21 protein-coding genes and 1 pseudogene are annotated in these 13835 nt (G+C 67.4%); all 22 read right to left on the reverse strand.

Annotation, left to right across the window (positions count from 1 at the left end):
* Window positions 1-11: 11 nt before the first annotated feature.
* The 22 genes and pseudogenes from rplR to rpsL all read right to left on the reverse strand — a co-directional run bounded on the left by rplR (window position 12) and on the right by rpsL (window position 13382).
* Window positions 12-383 carry a 50S ribosomal protein L18 gene (gene rplR, locus QUE47_RS02350; RefSeq protein WP_286218404.1) on the reverse strand — a complete coding sequence of 124 codons (372 nt, stop codon included), beginning with the start codon at window positions 381-383 and terminating at the stop codon, window positions 12-14.
* Window positions 383-919 (reverse strand): 50S ribosomal protein L6, encoded by a 537-nt coding sequence (rplF, locus tag QUE47_RS02355; protein ID WP_286218405.1) that lies wholly within the window; start codon window positions 917-919, stop codon window positions 383-385. Before rplF ends, rplR begins: the two co-directional genes overlap by 1 nt.
* A 27-nt stretch (window positions 920-946) precedes the next feature.
* Window positions 947-1345, reverse strand: coding sequence for a 30S ribosomal protein S8 (rpsH, locus tag QUE47_RS02360; protein ID WP_286218406.1), 399 nt, complete (start codon window positions 1343-1345; stop codon window positions 947-949).
* A gap of 73 nt (window positions 1346-1418) precedes the next feature.
* On the reverse strand, window positions 1419-1604 hold the full coding sequence (locus QUE47_RS02365) for a type Z 30S ribosomal protein S14 (RefSeq protein ID WP_286218407.1): 186 nt from the start codon (window positions 1602-1604) through the stop codon (window positions 1419-1421).
* 1 nt (window position 1605) lies between these two features.
* Entirely contained in the window at window positions 1606-2175 is a 570-nt protein-coding gene (gene rplE / locus QUE47_RS02370) for a 50S ribosomal protein L5 (RefSeq protein WP_286218408.1), read from the reverse strand.
* Window positions 2175-2516 (reverse strand): 50S ribosomal protein L24, encoded by a 342-nt coding sequence (gene rplX / locus QUE47_RS02375; protein ID WP_286218409.1) that lies wholly within the window; start codon window positions 2514-2516, stop codon window positions 2175-2177. The genes rplE and rplX overlap by 1 nt, the downstream gene beginning before the upstream one ends.
* A 2-nt stretch (window positions 2517-2518) precedes the next feature.
* Window positions 2519-2887, reverse strand: a complete 369-nt coding sequence (rplN, locus tag QUE47_RS02380; RefSeq protein WP_286218410.1) for a 50S ribosomal protein L14 — start codon at window positions 2885-2887, stop codon at window positions 2519-2521.
* Between the two features lie 158 nt (window positions 2888-3045).
* The gene (rpsQ, locus tag QUE47_RS02385) at window positions 3046-3342 is read right to left on the reverse strand and encodes a 30S ribosomal protein S17 (RefSeq protein WP_286218411.1); all 297 of its coding nucleotides are present in this window, start codon (window positions 3340-3342) and stop codon (window positions 3046-3048) included.
* Between the two features lie 7 nt (window positions 3343-3349).
* Window positions 3350-3589 (reverse strand): 50S ribosomal protein L29, encoded by a 240-nt coding sequence (rpmC, locus tag QUE47_RS02390; protein ID WP_286218412.1) that lies wholly within the window; start codon window positions 3587-3589, stop codon window positions 3350-3352.
* Window positions 3589-4008, reverse strand: coding sequence for a 50S ribosomal protein L16 (gene rplP / locus QUE47_RS02395; RefSeq protein ID WP_286218413.1), 420 nt, complete (start codon window positions 4006-4008; stop codon window positions 3589-3591). Before rplP ends, rpmC begins: the two co-directional genes overlap by 1 nt.
* A 2-nt stretch (window positions 4009-4010) precedes the next feature.
* Window positions 4011-4850: a 30S ribosomal protein S3 gene (rpsC, locus tag QUE47_RS02400; RefSeq protein ID WP_286218414.1), complete on the reverse strand. Its 840-nt coding sequence runs from the start codon at window positions 4848-4850 to the stop codon at window positions 4011-4013.
* Window positions 4850-5221: a 50S ribosomal protein L22 gene (gene rplV, locus QUE47_RS02405; protein ID WP_286218415.1), complete on the reverse strand. Its 372-nt coding sequence runs from the start codon at window positions 5219-5221 to the stop codon at window positions 4850-4852. Before rplV ends, rpsC begins: the two co-directional genes overlap by 1 nt.
* 78 nt (window positions 5222-5299) lie before the next feature.
* Window positions 5300-5580 (reverse strand): annotated as a pseudogene (rpsS, locus tag QUE47_RS02410) (30S ribosomal protein S19).
* Between the two features lie 15 nt (window positions 5581-5595).
* Window positions 5596-6432, reverse strand: coding sequence for a 50S ribosomal protein L2 (gene rplB, locus QUE47_RS02415; RefSeq protein WP_286218416.1), 837 nt, complete (start codon window positions 6430-6432; stop codon window positions 5596-5598).
* A 31-nt stretch (window positions 6433-6463) separates the two neighbouring features.
* Window positions 6464-6754 (reverse strand): 50S ribosomal protein L23, encoded by a 291-nt coding sequence (gene rplW, locus QUE47_RS02420; RefSeq protein ID WP_286219364.1) that lies wholly within the window; start codon window positions 6752-6754, stop codon window positions 6464-6466.
* A 17-nt stretch (window positions 6755-6771) separates the two neighbouring features.
* Window positions 6772-7476, reverse strand: a complete 705-nt coding sequence (rplD, locus tag QUE47_RS02425; protein ID WP_286218417.1) for a 50S ribosomal protein L4 — start codon at window positions 7474-7476, stop codon at window positions 6772-6774.
* A gap of 5 nt (window positions 7477-7481) precedes the next feature.
* On the reverse strand, window positions 7482-8084 hold the full coding sequence (gene rplC / locus QUE47_RS02430) for a 50S ribosomal protein L3 (protein WP_286219365.1): 603 nt from the start codon (window positions 8082-8084) through the stop codon (window positions 7482-7484).
* Window positions 8085-8157: 73 nt separating this feature from the next.
* The gene (rpsJ, locus tag QUE47_RS02435; RefSeq protein WP_012867945.1) at window positions 8158-8466 is read right to left on the reverse strand and encodes a 30S ribosomal protein S10; all 309 of its coding nucleotides are present in this window, start codon (window positions 8464-8466) and stop codon (window positions 8158-8160) included.
* Window positions 8467-9013: 547 nt separating this feature from the next.
* Window positions 9014-10210, reverse strand: coding sequence for an elongation factor Tu (gene tuf / locus QUE47_RS02440; protein WP_286218418.1), 1197 nt, complete (start codon window positions 10208-10210; stop codon window positions 9014-9016).
* Window positions 10211-10326: 116 nt separating this feature from the next.
* A complete protein-coding gene (gene fusA, locus QUE47_RS02445; protein ID WP_286218419.1) occupies window positions 10327-12429 on the reverse strand; it encodes an elongation factor G in 2103 nt (700 codons plus the stop codon).
* A gap of 108 nt (window positions 12430-12537) precedes the next feature.
* Complete coding sequence (rpsG, locus tag QUE47_RS02450) at window positions 12538-13008, reverse strand: 30S ribosomal protein S7 (RefSeq protein WP_286218420.1); 471 nt, start codon at window positions 13006-13008, stop codon at window positions 12538-12540.
* Complete coding sequence (gene rpsL, locus QUE47_RS02455) at window positions 13008-13382, reverse strand: 30S ribosomal protein S12 (protein ID WP_100421688.1); 375 nt, start codon at window positions 13380-13382, stop codon at window positions 13008-13010. The genes rpsG and rpsL overlap by 1 nt, the downstream gene beginning before the upstream one ends.
* Between the last annotated feature and the right edge of the window lie 453 nt (window positions 13383-13835).

A 13835-nucleotide genomic window follows, 5' to 3' on the forward strand; every position in this document is an offset into this window, starting at 1 on the left:
GATGAGCGTCGTCACAGGGCCAGACCGCCTTCGCGGGCCCCGTCGGCGACTGCCGCCACCCGACCGTGGTACTTGTTGCCACCACGGTCGAACACGACCTCGTCGATGCCGGCTGCCTTCGCACGGGCGGCCACGAGCTCGCCGACCTTGCGTGCCTTGTCGCTCTTGTCGCCGTCGGCGGCACGCAGGTCCGCCTCGAGCGTCGAGGCAGAGACCAGGGTGCGACCCACGGCGTCGTCCACGACCTGAGCCGTGATGTGCCGCGAGGAGCGGGTGACGACGAGCCGCGGACGAACCGCGGTGCCGACGATCTTCTTGCGCAGGCGCAGGTGACGCCGGCGGCGCGAGACCGCCTTGCCCTTGCCGAGAACCTTGAGAGCCATCACTTACCAGCCTTTCCGACCTTGCGGCGGACGACCTCGCCGGCGTACCGCACACCCTTGCCCTTGTACGGCTCGGGCTTGCGGATCTTGCGGATGTTCGCAGCGACCTCGCCGACCTGCTGCTTGTCGATGCCGCTGACCGAGAACTTGGTCGGGCTCTCCACGGCGAACGAGATGCCCTCGGGCGCCGTGACGCTGACGGGGTGGCTGAAGCCGAGCGCGAACTCGAGCGTCGAGCCCTTCGCGGCGACGCGGTAACCCGTGCCGACGATCTCGAGCTTCTTCTCGTAGCCCTGCGTGACACCGGTCACCAGGTTCGCGAGGAGCGTGCGGGTGAGGCCGTGCAGCGAGCGCGACTCGCGCTCGTCGTCGGGACGGCGGACCGCGAGGGCACCGTCCTCGAGCTCGACCGTGATGGGTGCGGGCACCGTGTGCTCAAGAGAACCCTTGGGTCCCTTGACCGTGACGAGGGCACCGCTGACGGTGACATCTACTCCGGCCGGAACCGGAACGGGGATCTTGCCGATACGAGACATGGCGTATCTCTCCTTTCCGAGTTTCGATTACCAGACGTAGGCGAGCACTTCGCCGCCGACGCCCTTGGAGTGTGCCTGCCGGTCCGTGAGGAGGCCGGACGACGTGGAGAGGATCGCCACGCCGAGTCCGCCGCGCACGGTGGGAAGCTTGGTCGACTTCGCGTAGACGCGGAGCCCAGGCTTGGAGACACGGGTGATGCCGACGAGCGAGCGCTCGCGGTTGGGCCCGTACTTCAGGTCGATCGTGAGGTTCTTGCCCACGGCAGCGTCCGAGACGCTCCAGCCGGAGATGTAGCCCTCCGCCTGGAGGATCTCCGCGATGTGGGACTTGAGCTTCGAGAACGGCATGGTCACCACGTCGTGGTGCGCCGAGTTCGCGTTACGCAGACGCGTGAGCATGTCTGCGATGGGGTCTGTCATCGTCATTGGGCTTCAGCCCTTCCTCGCCGGGGTATCCGGCCACTGTCCTCGGACGGGGGCCGGACCTGCGACGTAGTTGTTACCAGCTGCTCTTGGTGACGCCGGGGAGCTCACCACGGTGGGCCATCTCGCGAAGGCACACGCGGCAGAGGCCGAACTTGCGGTACACGGAGTGCGGACGACCGCACCGCTGGCACCGGGTGTAGGCGCGGACGGCGAACTTGGGCTTCGCCGCCGCCTTGTTGACCAGGGCCTTCTTCGCCATGTCAGTTCTCCTTGAAGGGGAAGCCGAGACGGCGCAGCAGGGAGCGGCCCTCAGCATCGGTCGTGGCGGTCGAGACGATGGTGATGTCCATGCCGCGCACGCGGTCGATCTTGTCCTGATCGATCTCGTGGAACATCGACTGCTCCGTCAGACCGAAGGTGTAGTTGCCGTTGCCGTCGAACTGCTTCGGCGACAGACCGCGGAAGTCACGGATGCGCGGGAGCGCGGTCGACAGCAGCCGGTCCAGGAACTCCCACATGCGGTCGCCGCGCAGCGTGACGTGCGCACCGATCGGCATGCCCTCACGCAGCTTGAACTGCGCGATGGACTTGCGGGCCTTCGTGACCTGCGGCTTCTGACCCGTGATCGCCGTGAGGTCGCGGATCGCGCCCTCGATCAGCTTCGAGTCCTTGGCGGCGTCACCGACGCCCATGTTGACGACGACCTTGGTCAGGCCGGCGACCTCGTTGACGTTCCCGTGGCCGAACTCCTCACGAAGGCCGGCGATGATCTCCTCGCGGTACCGCGCCTTGAGGCGCGGGACGGCGGGAGCCTCGATCTCGGTGCTCATCAGATGTCCTTCCCGGAACGCTTGGCCACCCGGACGCGCGTGGTGCGGGTCCGGCCGTCGCGCTCGACCTCTTCGGTGCGGTAGCCGACGCGGGTGCCCTTCTTGGTCTCCGGGTCCACGACCATCACGTTGCTCACGTGGATCGGGGCCTCGACCGTCTCGATGCCACCGGTGCGGGTGCCGCGCTGCGACTGCCCGACCTTGGTGTGCTTCGTGACGCGCTGGACACCCTCGACGACCAGACGGTCGCTGTCCTGGAGGACCTCGAGGACGCGCCCCTGCTTGCCCTTGTCCTTGCCGGCGATGACGACGACGAGGTCGCCCTTCTTGATCTTCGCCATGGTCAGATCACCTCCGGAGCCAGCGAGATGATCTTCATGAACTTCTTGTCACGAAGCTCGCGACCGACGGGCCCGAAGATACGGGTCCCGCGCGGCTCGCCGTCGGTCTTGAGGACCACGGCCGCGTTCTCGTCGAACTTGATGTAGGAACCGTCAGGACGGCGACGCTCCTTGACGGTACGGACGATGACCGCCTTGACGACGTCGCCCTTCTTGACGTTGCCGCCGGGGATCGCGTCCTTGACGGTGGCGACGATGGTGTCGCCGATACCGGCGTAGCGACGGCCCGAGCCACCGAGAACGCGGATGCAGAGAATCTCCTTGGCACCCGTGTTGTCGGCGACGCGAAGTCGCGACTCCTGCTGGATCATTAATGAACTCCTGTCGTCGAGCTGGTTCTCGCTGCGCGAGCCTTGCCGAACGGATATCTGTCAGCATCGGTTCCGCTGCACCGAGGTGCGGGCGGATCCGGTTCAGTCGATGCCCGCCGTGCGGGCCTGCTCCGGGGAGCAGGCCCTACGGCGGAGAACTACTTGGCCTTCTCGAGGATCTCCACGAGCCGCCAGCGCTTCGACGCCGACAGCGGACGGGTCTCCTGGATGACGACGAGGTCGCCGACACCAGCGGTGTTCTGCTCGTCGTGCACCTTGACCTTGGTCGTGCGCCGGATGACCTTGCCGTAGAGCGGGTGCTTGACCCGGTCCTCGACCTCGATCACGACGGTCTTGTCCATCTTGTCGCTCACCACGTACCCGCGCCGCGTCTTGCGGAGCGCACGGGCCGCTGCGGGCGTGGTCGGCTCGGTGGCCGCCTGCTTCTCGCTCATCAGAACCTCACTCGCTCGGGCTCGGTGCGGTACGGATCCCGAGCTCGCGCTCACGGATGATCGTGTGGATCCGCGCAATGTCACGGCGCACGGCCTTCAGGCGACCGTGGCTCTCCAGCTGGCCGGTGGCCGACTGGAATCGGAGGTTGAAGAGTTCCTCCTTGGCCTTCTTGAGCTCGGCGACGAGACGCTCGTCGTCGAACCCGTCCAGGTTGCTGGTCTCCAGCTCCTTGGTCCCGACAGCCATCAGTTGCCACCACCCTCACGCACGACGAAACGGCACTTCATCGGCAGCTTGTGCATCGCGCGGCGCATGGCCTCGCGAGCAAGCGCCTCATCCACGCCGGCCAGCTCGAAGACGATCCGGCCGGGCTTGACGTTCGCGACCCACCACTCGGGCGAACCCTTACCGGAACCCATGCGGGTCTCGGCAGGCTTCTTCGTGAGCGGGCGGTCCGGGTAGATGTTGATCCAGACCTTTCCGCCACGCTTGATGTGCCGCGTCATGGCGATACGCGCCGACTCGATCTGCCGGTTGGTCACGTAGGCCGGCGCGAGCGCCTGGATCCCGTAGTCACCGAAGGCGATCGTGGTGCCACCCTTGGCCGCGCCGGAGCGCGAGGGGTGGTGCTGCTTGCGGTGCTTGACCCTGCGAGGGATCAGCATGGTCAGGCCTCCGTTCCGGACTCGGGGGCCGCCGCGGGCGCCGCCGGAGCAGCTGCCTGCTCGGGAGCGGACGCAGGTGCCTCGGCACCACGGTCGGCCGAACGCTCGGGCCCGCGGCGCGGTGCACGACGCTCGCCACCACCGCGAGGGCCGCCACGGCCCTGGCGAGGTGCGGCGGTCGCCTGCTGCGCAGCGAACTCCTTCTCGGTCATGTCGCCCTTGTAGACCCAGACCTTGACGCCGATGCGCCCGAAGGTCGTGCGGGCCTCGAAGAAGCCATAGTCGATGTTCGCGCGGAGCGTGTGCAGGGGCACGCGGCCCTCGCGGTAGAACTCCGAGCGGCTCATCTCGGCACCGCCGAGGCGGCCGGAGACCGCGACACGGATGCCCTTGGCGCCGGCGCGCTGCGCCGACTGGATGCCCTTGCGCATGGCGCGGCGGAACGAGACGCGGCTCGCGAGCTGCTCGGCGATGCCCTGCGCGACCAGCTGCGCGTCGATCTCGGGGTTCTTGACCTCGAGGATGTTCAGCTGCACCTGCTTGCCGGAGAGCTTCTCGAGCTCGCCGCGGATGCGGTCGGCCTCGGCGCCACGGCGACCGATGACGATGCCGGGACGCGCGGTGTGGATGTCCACACGGACGCGGTCGCGGGTGCGCTCGATCTCGACCTTGGAGATGCCGGCACGCTCGAGGCCGGTGCCCATGAGCTTGCGGATCTCGACGTCCTCACGGACGTAGTCGCGGTAGCGCTGGCCGGCCTTGGTGCTGTCGGCGAACCACCGCGACCGGTGATCAGTCGTGATGCCGAGACGGTACCCGTGCGGGTGAACCTTCTGTCCCACTATCGGGCCCTTCCCTTCATGTCGTCGCGCGGCGTGAGGACCACGGTGATGTGGCTCGTCCGCTTGAGGATCTGGCTCGCCCGCCCCTGGGCGCGCGGCCGGAACCGCTTGAGTGTCGGGCCCTCGTCGACGAACGCCTCGGTGATGACGAGCTCCTGCTCGTCGAACCGGACGCTCGCGCTGTCGGCCTTCACCCGTGCGTTCGCGATCGCGCTCTCCACGAGCTTGCGGACCGGCTCGCTCGCGGCCTGCGGTGCGAACTTGAGCACCGCCACGGCCTCAACGGCCTGCTTGCCACGGATGAGGTCCACGACGCGCCGGGCCTTCTGGGGCGTGACGCGGATGAACCGCACCTGCGCCTTGGCTTCCATTGCTGTCCTGCCTTCTTCTGTCTTGACCGTCATTCGACCGTCCGGTTCGTCGTCGCTGGGATGCCCGGGGGCACCGCGTCAGCGACGACGACCCTTCTTGTCGTCCTTCACGTGGCCGCGGAAGGTCCGCGTGGGAGCGAACTCGCCGAGCTTGTGACCGACCATCGACTCAGTGACGAAGACCGGCGTGTGCTTGCGTCCGTCGTGGACGGCAAACGTGTGACCGAGGAAGTCGGGCGTGATGACCGACCGACGGGACCAGGTCTTGATGACGTTCTTGGTCCCCTTCTCGTTCTGCACGTCCACCTTCTTCTGAAGGTGGTCGTCGACGAAGGGCCCTTCTTCAGGCTACGAGGCATGTCTCCAGGCTCCTATCAGCGCTTCTTGCCGGTGCGACGACGCCGCACGATGAGCTTGTCGCTCGGGTTGTTGGGGTGCCGGGTACGACCCTCGGGCTGACCCCACGGGCTGACCGGGTGGCGACCACCGGAGGTCTTGCCCTCACCACCACCGTGCGGGTGGTCGACAGGGTTCATGACGACACCACGGACGGTCGGGCGGACGCCCTTCCAGCGCATGCGGCCGGCCTTGCCCCAGTTGATGTTCGACTGCTCGGCGTTGCCGACCTCGCCGATCGTCGCGCGGCAGCGCAGGTCGACGTTGCGGATCTCGCCGGAGGGCATGCGCAGCTGCGCGTAGGGCCCGTCCTTCGCGACCAGCTGCACGGAGGCGCCGGCCGAGCGAGCGATCTTCGCGCCGCCACCGGGGCGGAGCTCGATCGCGTGCAGGACCGTACCGGTCGGGATGTTGCGCAGCGGCAGGTTGTTGCCGGGCTTGATGTCGGCGCCGGCACCGTTCTCGATGCGGTCGCCCTGCTTCAGCTTGTTCGGCGCGATGATGTAGCGCTTCTCGCCGTCCGCGTAGTGCAGGAGCGCGATGCGCGCGGTGCGGTTCGGGTCGTACTCGATGTGCGCGACCTTCGCCGGCACGCCGTCCTTGTCGTGACGACGGAAGTCGATCACGCGGTAGGCGCGCTTGTGGCCACCACCCTTGTGGCGGGTCGTGATGCGGCCGGCGTTGTTCCGTCCACCCGTCTTCGACAGGGGGCGGACCAGCGACTTCTCCGGCTGCGAGCGCGTGACCTCGACGAAGTCGGCGACGCTCGAGCCACGGCGGCCAGGCGTCGTCGGCTTGTACTTACGGATTCCCATGGGGATCTGTCCTCAATCTGCTCTCGTCGGCTCAGCCGAAGATGTCGATCGTGCCCTCGCGGAGGGTGACGATCGCACGCTTGGTGTCCTTGCGCTTACCGAGACCGAACCGCGTCCGACGGGCCTTGCCCTTGCGGTTGATCGTGTTGACCGACTTGACCTTGACGTCGAAGACCTTCTCGACGGCGATCTTGATCTCGGTCTTGTTCGCCGACGGGTGCACGATGAAGGTGTACTTACCCTCGTCGAGCAGCCCGTAGCTCTTCTCCGAGACGACCGGTGCGATCAGGATGTCGCGCGGGTCCTTGCGGTCCACGGTCACGGCAGTGTTCTCGGCGCTCACTTGGCGGCCTCCTCGGTTGCGGTCTCAGCAGCCTCGGTGGACGTCGCCACGGCGGTGACCGAACGACCGGTCGCCGGGCCCGCCACGAACGCTGCGAGCGCGCCCTCGGTGAAGACGATGTCGTCGGACACCAGGACGTCGTAGGTGTTCAGCTGGTCGGCGACCAGCAGGTGAACCCGCTCGACGTTGCGCAGCGAGCGCAGGGTGACGTCGTCACCGCGCTCGAGCACGACGAGCACGTTCTGACGCGGCGTGAGCGAGGCGAGGGACGCCAGCGCGGCCTTGGTCGACGGGGTGCCGTCGACGCCGAAGGCGGAGACGACGTGCACGCGACCTGCGCGGGCCCGGTCGGAGAGGGCACCGCGGAGCGCGGCAGCCTTCATCTTCTTGGGCGTGCGCTGGTCGTAGCTGCGCGGCTGAGGGCCGTGCACGGTGCCACCACCGGCGAACTGGGGCGCGCGGATCGAGCCCTGACGGGCGCGGCCGGTGCCCTTCTGCTTGTAAGGCTTGCGGCCACCGCCGCGGACCTCGCCGCGGGTCTTGGTGGCGGCGGTGCCCTGACGGGCCGCGGCGCGCTGGGCGACGACGACCTGGTGGATCAGGGGGACGTTCGTCTGCACGTCGAAGACCTCGGCGGGAAGGTCGACGGTGCCGGCCTTCTTGCCCTTCGCGTCCAGGACGTCAACAGTCTGAGCAGCCATGGGTGTCAGGCTCCCTTCACGGCGCTGCGAACGAGGACGACGCCGCCCTTGGGGCCGGGAACCGCGCCCTTGACGAGCAGCAGACCCTTCTCGGCGTCGACCGCGTGGACGGTCAGGTTCTGGGTGGTCTGGCGCTCGTGGCCCATGCGACCGGCCATGCGCAGACCCTTGAAGACTCGCGACGGCGTCGATGCGCCACCGATCGAGCCGGGCTTGCGGTGGTTGCGGTGCGCACCGTGCGAGGCGCCGACGCCGGAGAAGCCGTGACGCTTCATCACACCGGCGAAGCCCTTGCCGCGCGTCGTGCCGACGACGTCGACCTTCACGCCGGCGTCGAAGACGGTCGCGTCGATCTCCTGACCGAGCGTGAACTCGGCGGCGTTCGACGTGCGGACCTCGGTCACGTGACGGCGCGGCGTGACGCCGGCCTTCTCGAAGTGACCCTTGAGGGGCTGCGTGACCTTGCGCGGGTCGATCTGGCCCGACGCGAGCTGGACCGCGGCGTAGCCGTCGGTCTCCGCCGCGCGGACCTGGGTGACCACGTTCGTGGGCACACCGACCACGGTGACGGGGACGAGGCGGCCGGCGTCGTCCCACACCTGGGTCATGCCGAGCTTGGTCCCGAGCACGGCCGTGACCGCGCGTGCGTTCTGCTGGGGGTAGTCATGAGTTCCTCCAGCCTCAGAGCTTGATCTCGATGTTCACGTCCGCAGGCAGGTCGAGTCGCATGAGCGAGTCCACCGCCTTCGGCGTGGGATCGATGATGTCGATCAGTCGCTTGTGCGTACGCATCTCGAAGTGCTCACGGCTGTCCTTGTACTTGTGAGGCGATCGGATGACGCAGAACACGTTCTTCTCCGTCGGCAGCGGCACCGGGCCCACGACCGTTGCACCAGCGCGAGTCACCGTGTCGACGATCTTGCGCGCCGAGCTGTCGATGACCTCGTGGTCGTAGGACTTGAGCCGGATGCGGATCTTCTGTCCCGCCATGGCGTCGTCTGACTCTCTCTCTCGAACCTGTCCGACCCCCGCGTTCGGGCGTGTCGCTTGTTGCGACCTACCTCGACGCGCGCACCACCAGGGTGCAGGGCCGTTGGATATGCGCCCCACCCGGATCCCGACCCGAGGCCGGCGTCCGCGCGGTGGACCGCAACGTTTGCTCGCCTGTCCGAACATGTGTCCGCAGGGCGCTCGATCCGTCTCGACAGAGAGCTCAACCTGCGGCAGAGAGCCGCTGCACCCCGATCTCCGACCGGGGGCGGTTCAACACACTGTTCGAGACTTGAAAGAGCGCGCCCGTAACAGGCAACCTGACTATCTTGACACAGACCGGCGCTCAGGCCAAGTCCGTGAGCGCCGATCCTCGTGTGACCTCCACGACGATCGCGCTCCCCCGCCCTGTCGTCGGACCGGCACGGGGACCTGAGGACGCTCAGCGGCGTCCCCCGCGCACGAGGGCTCCGACCAGACCGTCCGATCTGCCGGAGCCCTCGTGGTGCCGGTCAGGGGTGCTGACGCGCCCCTGACCGGCGGTGGATCACTTGATGATCTTGGTGACGCGGCCCGAGCCGACCGTACGGCCGCCCTCGCGGATCGCGAAGCCCTGGCCCTCCTCGAGGGCGATGGGCTTGACCAGCTCGACCGTCATCTCGGTGTTGTCGCCGGGCATGACCATCTCGGTGCCCTCGGGCAGCGTGATGACGCCGGTGACGTCCGTGGTGCGGACGTAGAACTGCGGACGGTAGTTCGAGTAGAACGGGTTGTGACGCCCGCCCTCGTCCTTGCCGAGGATGTAGACCTGGGCCTCGAAGTTCGTGTGCGGCGTGACCGAGCCCGGCTTCACGATGACCTGGCCGCGCTCGACGTCCTCACGCTTGATGCCACGCAGGAGGAGACCGGTGTTGTCGCCGGCCTGCGCCTGGTCCATCTGCTTGTGGAAGGTCTCGATACCGGTGACGGTCGTCTTCTGCAGGGTACGGATACCGACGATCTCGACGTCCGAGTTGATGTCGAGCGTGCCACGCTCGACCTTGCCGGTGACGACGGTGCCACGACCGGTGATCGTGAAGACGTCCTCGACGGGCATGAGGAACGGCTTGTCGAGCTCGCGAGCCGGCTCCGGGACGTTGGCGTCCACGGCCTCCATGAGCTCGACGATCTTGCCGACCCACTTCTCGTCGCCCTCGAGCGCCTTGAGGCCCGAGACCTGGACGACAGGTGCGTCGTCGCCGTCGAAGCCCTGCGAGGACAGCAGCTCACGGACCTCCATCTCGACGAGCTCGAGGATCTCCTCGTCGTCGACCATGTCGGACTTGTTGAGCGCGACGAGCAGGTAGGGCACGCCGACCTGGCGCGCGAGCAGGACGTGCTCACGCGTCTGGGCCATCGGGCCGTCCGTTGCCGCGACCACGAGGATGGCGCCGTCCATCTGCGCCGCACCCGTGATCATGTTCTTGATGTAGTCGGCGTGCCCGGGAGCGTCGACGTGCGCGTAGTGACGCGCCTCGGTCTCGTACTCGATGTGCGCGATGTTGATCGTGATACCGCGCTGCTTCTCTTCCGGGGCAGCATCGATCTCGTCGAAGTTGCGCTGCTTGTTCGCAGGCAGCGTGGGGAACTTGTCCGCGAGCGTCTTCGAGATCGCAGCGGTCAGCGTCGTCTTACCGTGGTCGACGTGACCGATGGTGCCGATGTTGACGTGCGGCTTGGTCCGCTCGAACTTGGCCTTCGCCACTGGGGTCCTCCTGGGACTTGGGTAGTTGTGCCGAACGATGCAGGTACAAGGTGCACCTGCGGGGCGTGCGGGTCGCTACAGGTTGATGGATGGTGCAGGGGTCGACCTGTGGGGACTCACTCGCCCCGGGTCTTCTTGATGATCTCCTCGGCAACGTTCCGAGGAACCTCGGAATAGCTGTCGAACTGCATCGAGTACACGGCACGGCCCTGCGTCTTGGAACGCAGGTCTCCGATGTACCCGAACATCTCTGACAACGGTACCTGGGCGCGGACGACCTTCACACCCGTCGCGTCCTCCATGGACTGGATCATTCCACGACGTGAGTTCAGGTCGCCGATGACGTCGCCCATGTACTCCTCGGGGGTACGCACCTCGACGGCCATGACCGGCTCGAGAAGAACCGGGTCGGCGCGCTTGATGCCCTCCTTGAGGACCTGGGTACCGGCGATCTTGAACGCCATCTCCGAGGAGTCGACGTCGTGGTAGGCACCGTCGAGCAGCGTGGCCTTGACACCCACGAGCGGGAAGCCCGCGAGGATGCCGTGCTGCATGGCGGCCTGGATACCGTGGTCGACGCTCGGGATGTACTCGCGCGGGATACGGCCACCGGTGACCGCGTTCTCGAACTCGTACACCTCGCCCTCGCTCATGTCGAGGGGCTCGAAGGTCACCTGGACCTTGGCGAACTGGCCGGAACCACCGGTCTGCTTCTTGTGCGTGTAGTCGATCTTCTCGGCCGCACGGCGGATCGTCTCGCGGTACGCGACCTGCGGCTTGCCGACGTTCGCCTCGACCTTGAACTCGCGACGCATGCGGTCGACGAGGATGTCGAGGTGGAGCTCGCCCATGCCGCCGATGACGGTCTGGCCGGTCTCCTCGTCGAGCTTGACGCGGAACGTCGGGTCCTCGTCCGAGAGCTTCTGGATGGCGACGGACAGCTTCTCCTGGTCGCCCTTCGTCTTCGGCTCGATCGCGACGTCGATGACCGGCTCGGGGAACGTCATCGACTCGAGGACGACCGGCGACTGGATGTCGCACAGCGTGTCACCCGTGGTGACGTCCTTGAGACCGATGAACGCGTAGATGTGGCCGGCGGTCGCGTCCTCGACCGGGTTCTCCTTGTTGGAGTGCATCTGGAAGAGCTTCCCGATGCGCTCCTTCTTGCCCTTGGTCGCGTTGAGCACCTGGGCGCCCTGCGCGACCTTGCCCGAGTACACCCGGACGTAGGTGAGCTTGCCGAAGAACGGGTGCGTGGCGACCTTGAACGCGAGGGCCGAGAACGGCTCCGTCGACTCGGGGTGACGCTGGATCGTCACGGACTCGTCCTTGACGTCGAGCCCGTCCACGGCCGGGACGTCGAGCGGCGTCGGCAGGTAGTCGATGACCGCGTCGAGCATGGGCTGGACGCCCTTGTTCTTGAACGCGGAGCCGCACAGGACGGGGAACGCCTCGCTCGCGATGACGAGCTTGCGGATCCCGGACTTGATCTCGGCGACCGAGAGCTCCTCGCCACCGAGGAACTTCTCGAGCAGCTCGTCGTCGGCCTCCGCGACGGCCTCGACGAGCTCGGCCCGGTACTGCTCGGCCTTCTCCTGGAGGTCCGCCGGGATGTCCTCGACGTCGTAGGCCTCGCCGAGCTTCGTCTCGCCGTGCCAGACGAGCGCCTTCATCTCGAGCAGGTCCACGACACCGGTGAAGTCGTTCTCGGCACCGATCGGGAGCTGGATGACCAGCGGCTTCGCCTTGAGGCGGTTGACGATCGTGTCGACCGTGAAGTAGAAGTCCGCGCCGAGCTTGTCCATCTTGTTGACGAAGCAGATGCGGGGGACGTCGTACTTGTCGGCCTGGCGCCAGACGGTCTCGGACTGCGGCTCGACACCCTCCTTGCCGTCGAAGACCGCCACGGCGCCGTCGAGCACGCGCAGCGAACGCTCGACCTCGACCGTGAAGTCCACGTGGCCGGGCGTGTCGATGATGTTGATCTGGTTGTTCTTCCAGTAGCAGGTCGTCGCGGCGGACGTGATCGTGATGCCGCGCTCCTGCTCCTGCTCCATCCAGTCCATCGTCGACGCGCCGTCGTGCGTCTCACCGATCTTGTAGTTGACCCCGGTGTAGAACAGGATCCGCTCGGTGGTCGTCGTCTTCCCGGCATCGATGTGCGCCATGATGCCGATGTTGCGGACCTTGTTCAGGTCGGTCAGCACGTCAAGTGCCACGGTGAGTTCCCTTTGGGTCGAGAGGTGGGTCGGTACGCGCGGGTCCCGCGCGGTGCGGCCGCCGGCCGGTGGGGAGCACGAGGTGCTCCGCCCGGCCGGCGTGCCGGGTCACCAGCGGTAGTGCGCGAAGGCCTTGTTCGAGTCGGCCATCTTGTGCATGTCCTCGCGGCGCTTGACCGCGGCACCGAGGCCGTTGCTCGCGTCGAGGATCTCGTTCATCAGGCGCTCGGTCATCGTCTTCTCGCGACGGGCGCGCGAGTAGTCGGTGAGCCAGCGCAGCGCCAGGGTCGTGGACCGCACGGGGCGGACCTCGACCGGCACCTGGTAGGTCGCGCCACCGACGCGGCGGCTACGGACCTCGAGCGCGGGGCGGATGTTGTCCAGCGCGCGCTTGAGGACGACGACCGGGTCGCCGTCCGTCTTCGCGCGGACGCCCTCGAGGGCGCCGTAGACGATCGCCTCGGCGGTGGACTTCTTGCCGTCGAGCAGGATCTTGTTGACCAGCTGCGTGACGACGGGCGACCCGTAGACGGGGTCGACGGCGAGCGGCCGCTTGGGGGCCGGACCCTTGCGAGGCATTAGCTCTTCTCCTTCTTGGCGCCGTAGCGGCTGCGGGCCTGCTTGCGACCCTTCACGCCCTGCGTGTCGAGCGCGCCGCGCACGATCTTGTAGCGCACACCCGGGAGGTCCTTCACACGACCGCCGCGGACGAGCACGATCGAGTGCTCCTGCAGGTTGTGCCCGACGCCGGGGATGTAGGCCGTGACCTCGACCTGGGAGGAGAGCTTGACTCGGGCGACCTTGCGGAGCGCGGAGTTCGGCTTCTTCGGGGTGGTGGTGTACACGCGGGTGCACACGCCGCGCCGCTGCGGGGAACCCTTGAGGGCAGGAGTCTTCGACTTCCCGACCTTCGAGGTCCGCCCCTTGCGGACGAGCTGCTGGATCGTAGGCACTACGGCTCCGTGTCTTCTCGAGCTGTTCAGGTCCGGCTGGACCCGACGGGTGGTCTGACTTGGCCGGCAGCACGCGGCGCCGGCACGACGAGGACGTCGTGTCAGCCACCTACCACCGGCTCGATGGTCCGTCCCCGGCCGTGAGGCCCTGGTCCGGATTGCCCTCGCCCCGGAGACCGGGCCCTCACCCGCCTCGGGCGTCCTGTTCGAGCTGCCTGCACTGCAGGAGCGACGGACGCCGGTCTGGCAGACCGGAGGGCCCACCGGAGCGGGCACAGTGTCCAAGACTACCGGGGGCGCACGGACCCGTCAAAGTCGGGTCCGTCACAGCCTCCGTCAGAGGCTCTGCCGGCCTCTGCCGGCCTCAGCGATGGCCTGGTGATGGCCTCAGAGATGGCCTCAGTGATGGCCTCAGCGATGGCCACCTGCCGGCCCTGGTGCCGGCCAGCTGCA

It is taken from the genome of Paraoerskovia sediminicola (genome assembly GCF_030296575.1).
Classification (GTDB): Bacteria; Actinomycetota; Actinomycetes; order Actinomycetales; family Cellulomonadaceae; genus Paraoerskovia; species Paraoerskovia sediminicola.

Bases quoted from the DNA above. Each gene is read 5' to 3' on its own strand.
- rplR (WP_286218404.1), bottom strand. From the start codon at position 383: ATGGCTCTCAAGGTTCTCGGCAAGGGCAAGGCGGTCTCGCGCCGCCGG.
- rplF (WP_286218405.1), bottom strand. From the start codon at position 919: ATGTCTCGTATCGGCAAGATCCCCGTTCCGGTTCCGGCCGGAGTAGAT.
- rpsH (WP_286218406.1), bottom strand. From the start codon at position 1,345: ATGACGATGACAGACCCCATCGCAGACATGCTCACGCGTCTGCGTAAC.
- QUE47_RS02365 (WP_286218407.1), bottom strand. From the start codon at position 1,604: ATGGCGAAGAAGGCCCTGGTCAACAAGGCGGCGGCGAAGCCCAAGTTC.
- rplE (WP_286218408.1), bottom strand. From the start codon at position 2,175: ATGAGCACCGAGATCGAGGCTCCCGCCGTCCCGCGCCTCAAGGCGCGG.
- rplX (WP_286218409.1), bottom strand. From the start codon at position 2,516: ATGGCGAAGATCAAGAAGGGCGACCTCGTCGTCGTCATCGCCGGCAAG.
- rplN (WP_286218410.1), bottom strand. From the start codon at position 2,887: ATGATCCAGCAGGAGTCGCGACTTCGCGTCGCCGACAACACGGGTGCC.
- rpsQ (WP_286218411.1), bottom strand. From the start codon at position 3,342: ATGAGCGAGAAGCAGGCGGCCACCGAGCCGACCACGCCCGCAGCGGCC.
- rpmC (WP_286218412.1), bottom strand. From the start codon at position 3,589: ATGGCTGTCGGGACCAAGGAGCTGGAGACCAGCAACCTGGACGGGTTC.
- rplP (WP_286218413.1), bottom strand. From the start codon at position 4,008: ATGCTGATCCCTCGCAGGGTCAAGCACCGCAAGCAGCACCACCCCTCG.
- rplV (WP_286218415.1), bottom strand. From the start codon at position 5,221: ATGGAAGCCAAGGCGCAGGTGCGGTTCATCCGCGTCACGCCCCAGAAG.
- rplB (WP_286218416.1), bottom strand. From the start codon at position 6,432: ATGGGAATCCGTAAGTACAAGCCGACGACGCCTGGCCGCCGTGGCTCG.
- rplD (WP_286218417.1), bottom strand. From the start codon at position 7,476: ATGGCTGCTCAGACTGTTGACGTCCTGGACGCGAAGGGCAAGAAGGCC.
- rplC (WP_286219365.1), bottom strand. From the start codon at position 8,084: ATGACCCAGGTGTGGGACGACGCCGGCCGCCTCGTCCCCGTCACCGTG.
- rpsJ (WP_012867945.1), bottom strand. From the start codon at position 8,466: ATGGCGGGACAGAAGATCCGCATCCGGCTCAAGTCCTACGACCACGAG.
- rpsG (WP_286218420.1), bottom strand. From the start codon at position 13,008: ATGCCTCGCAAGGGTCCGGCCCCCAAGCGGCCGCTCGCCGTCGACCCC.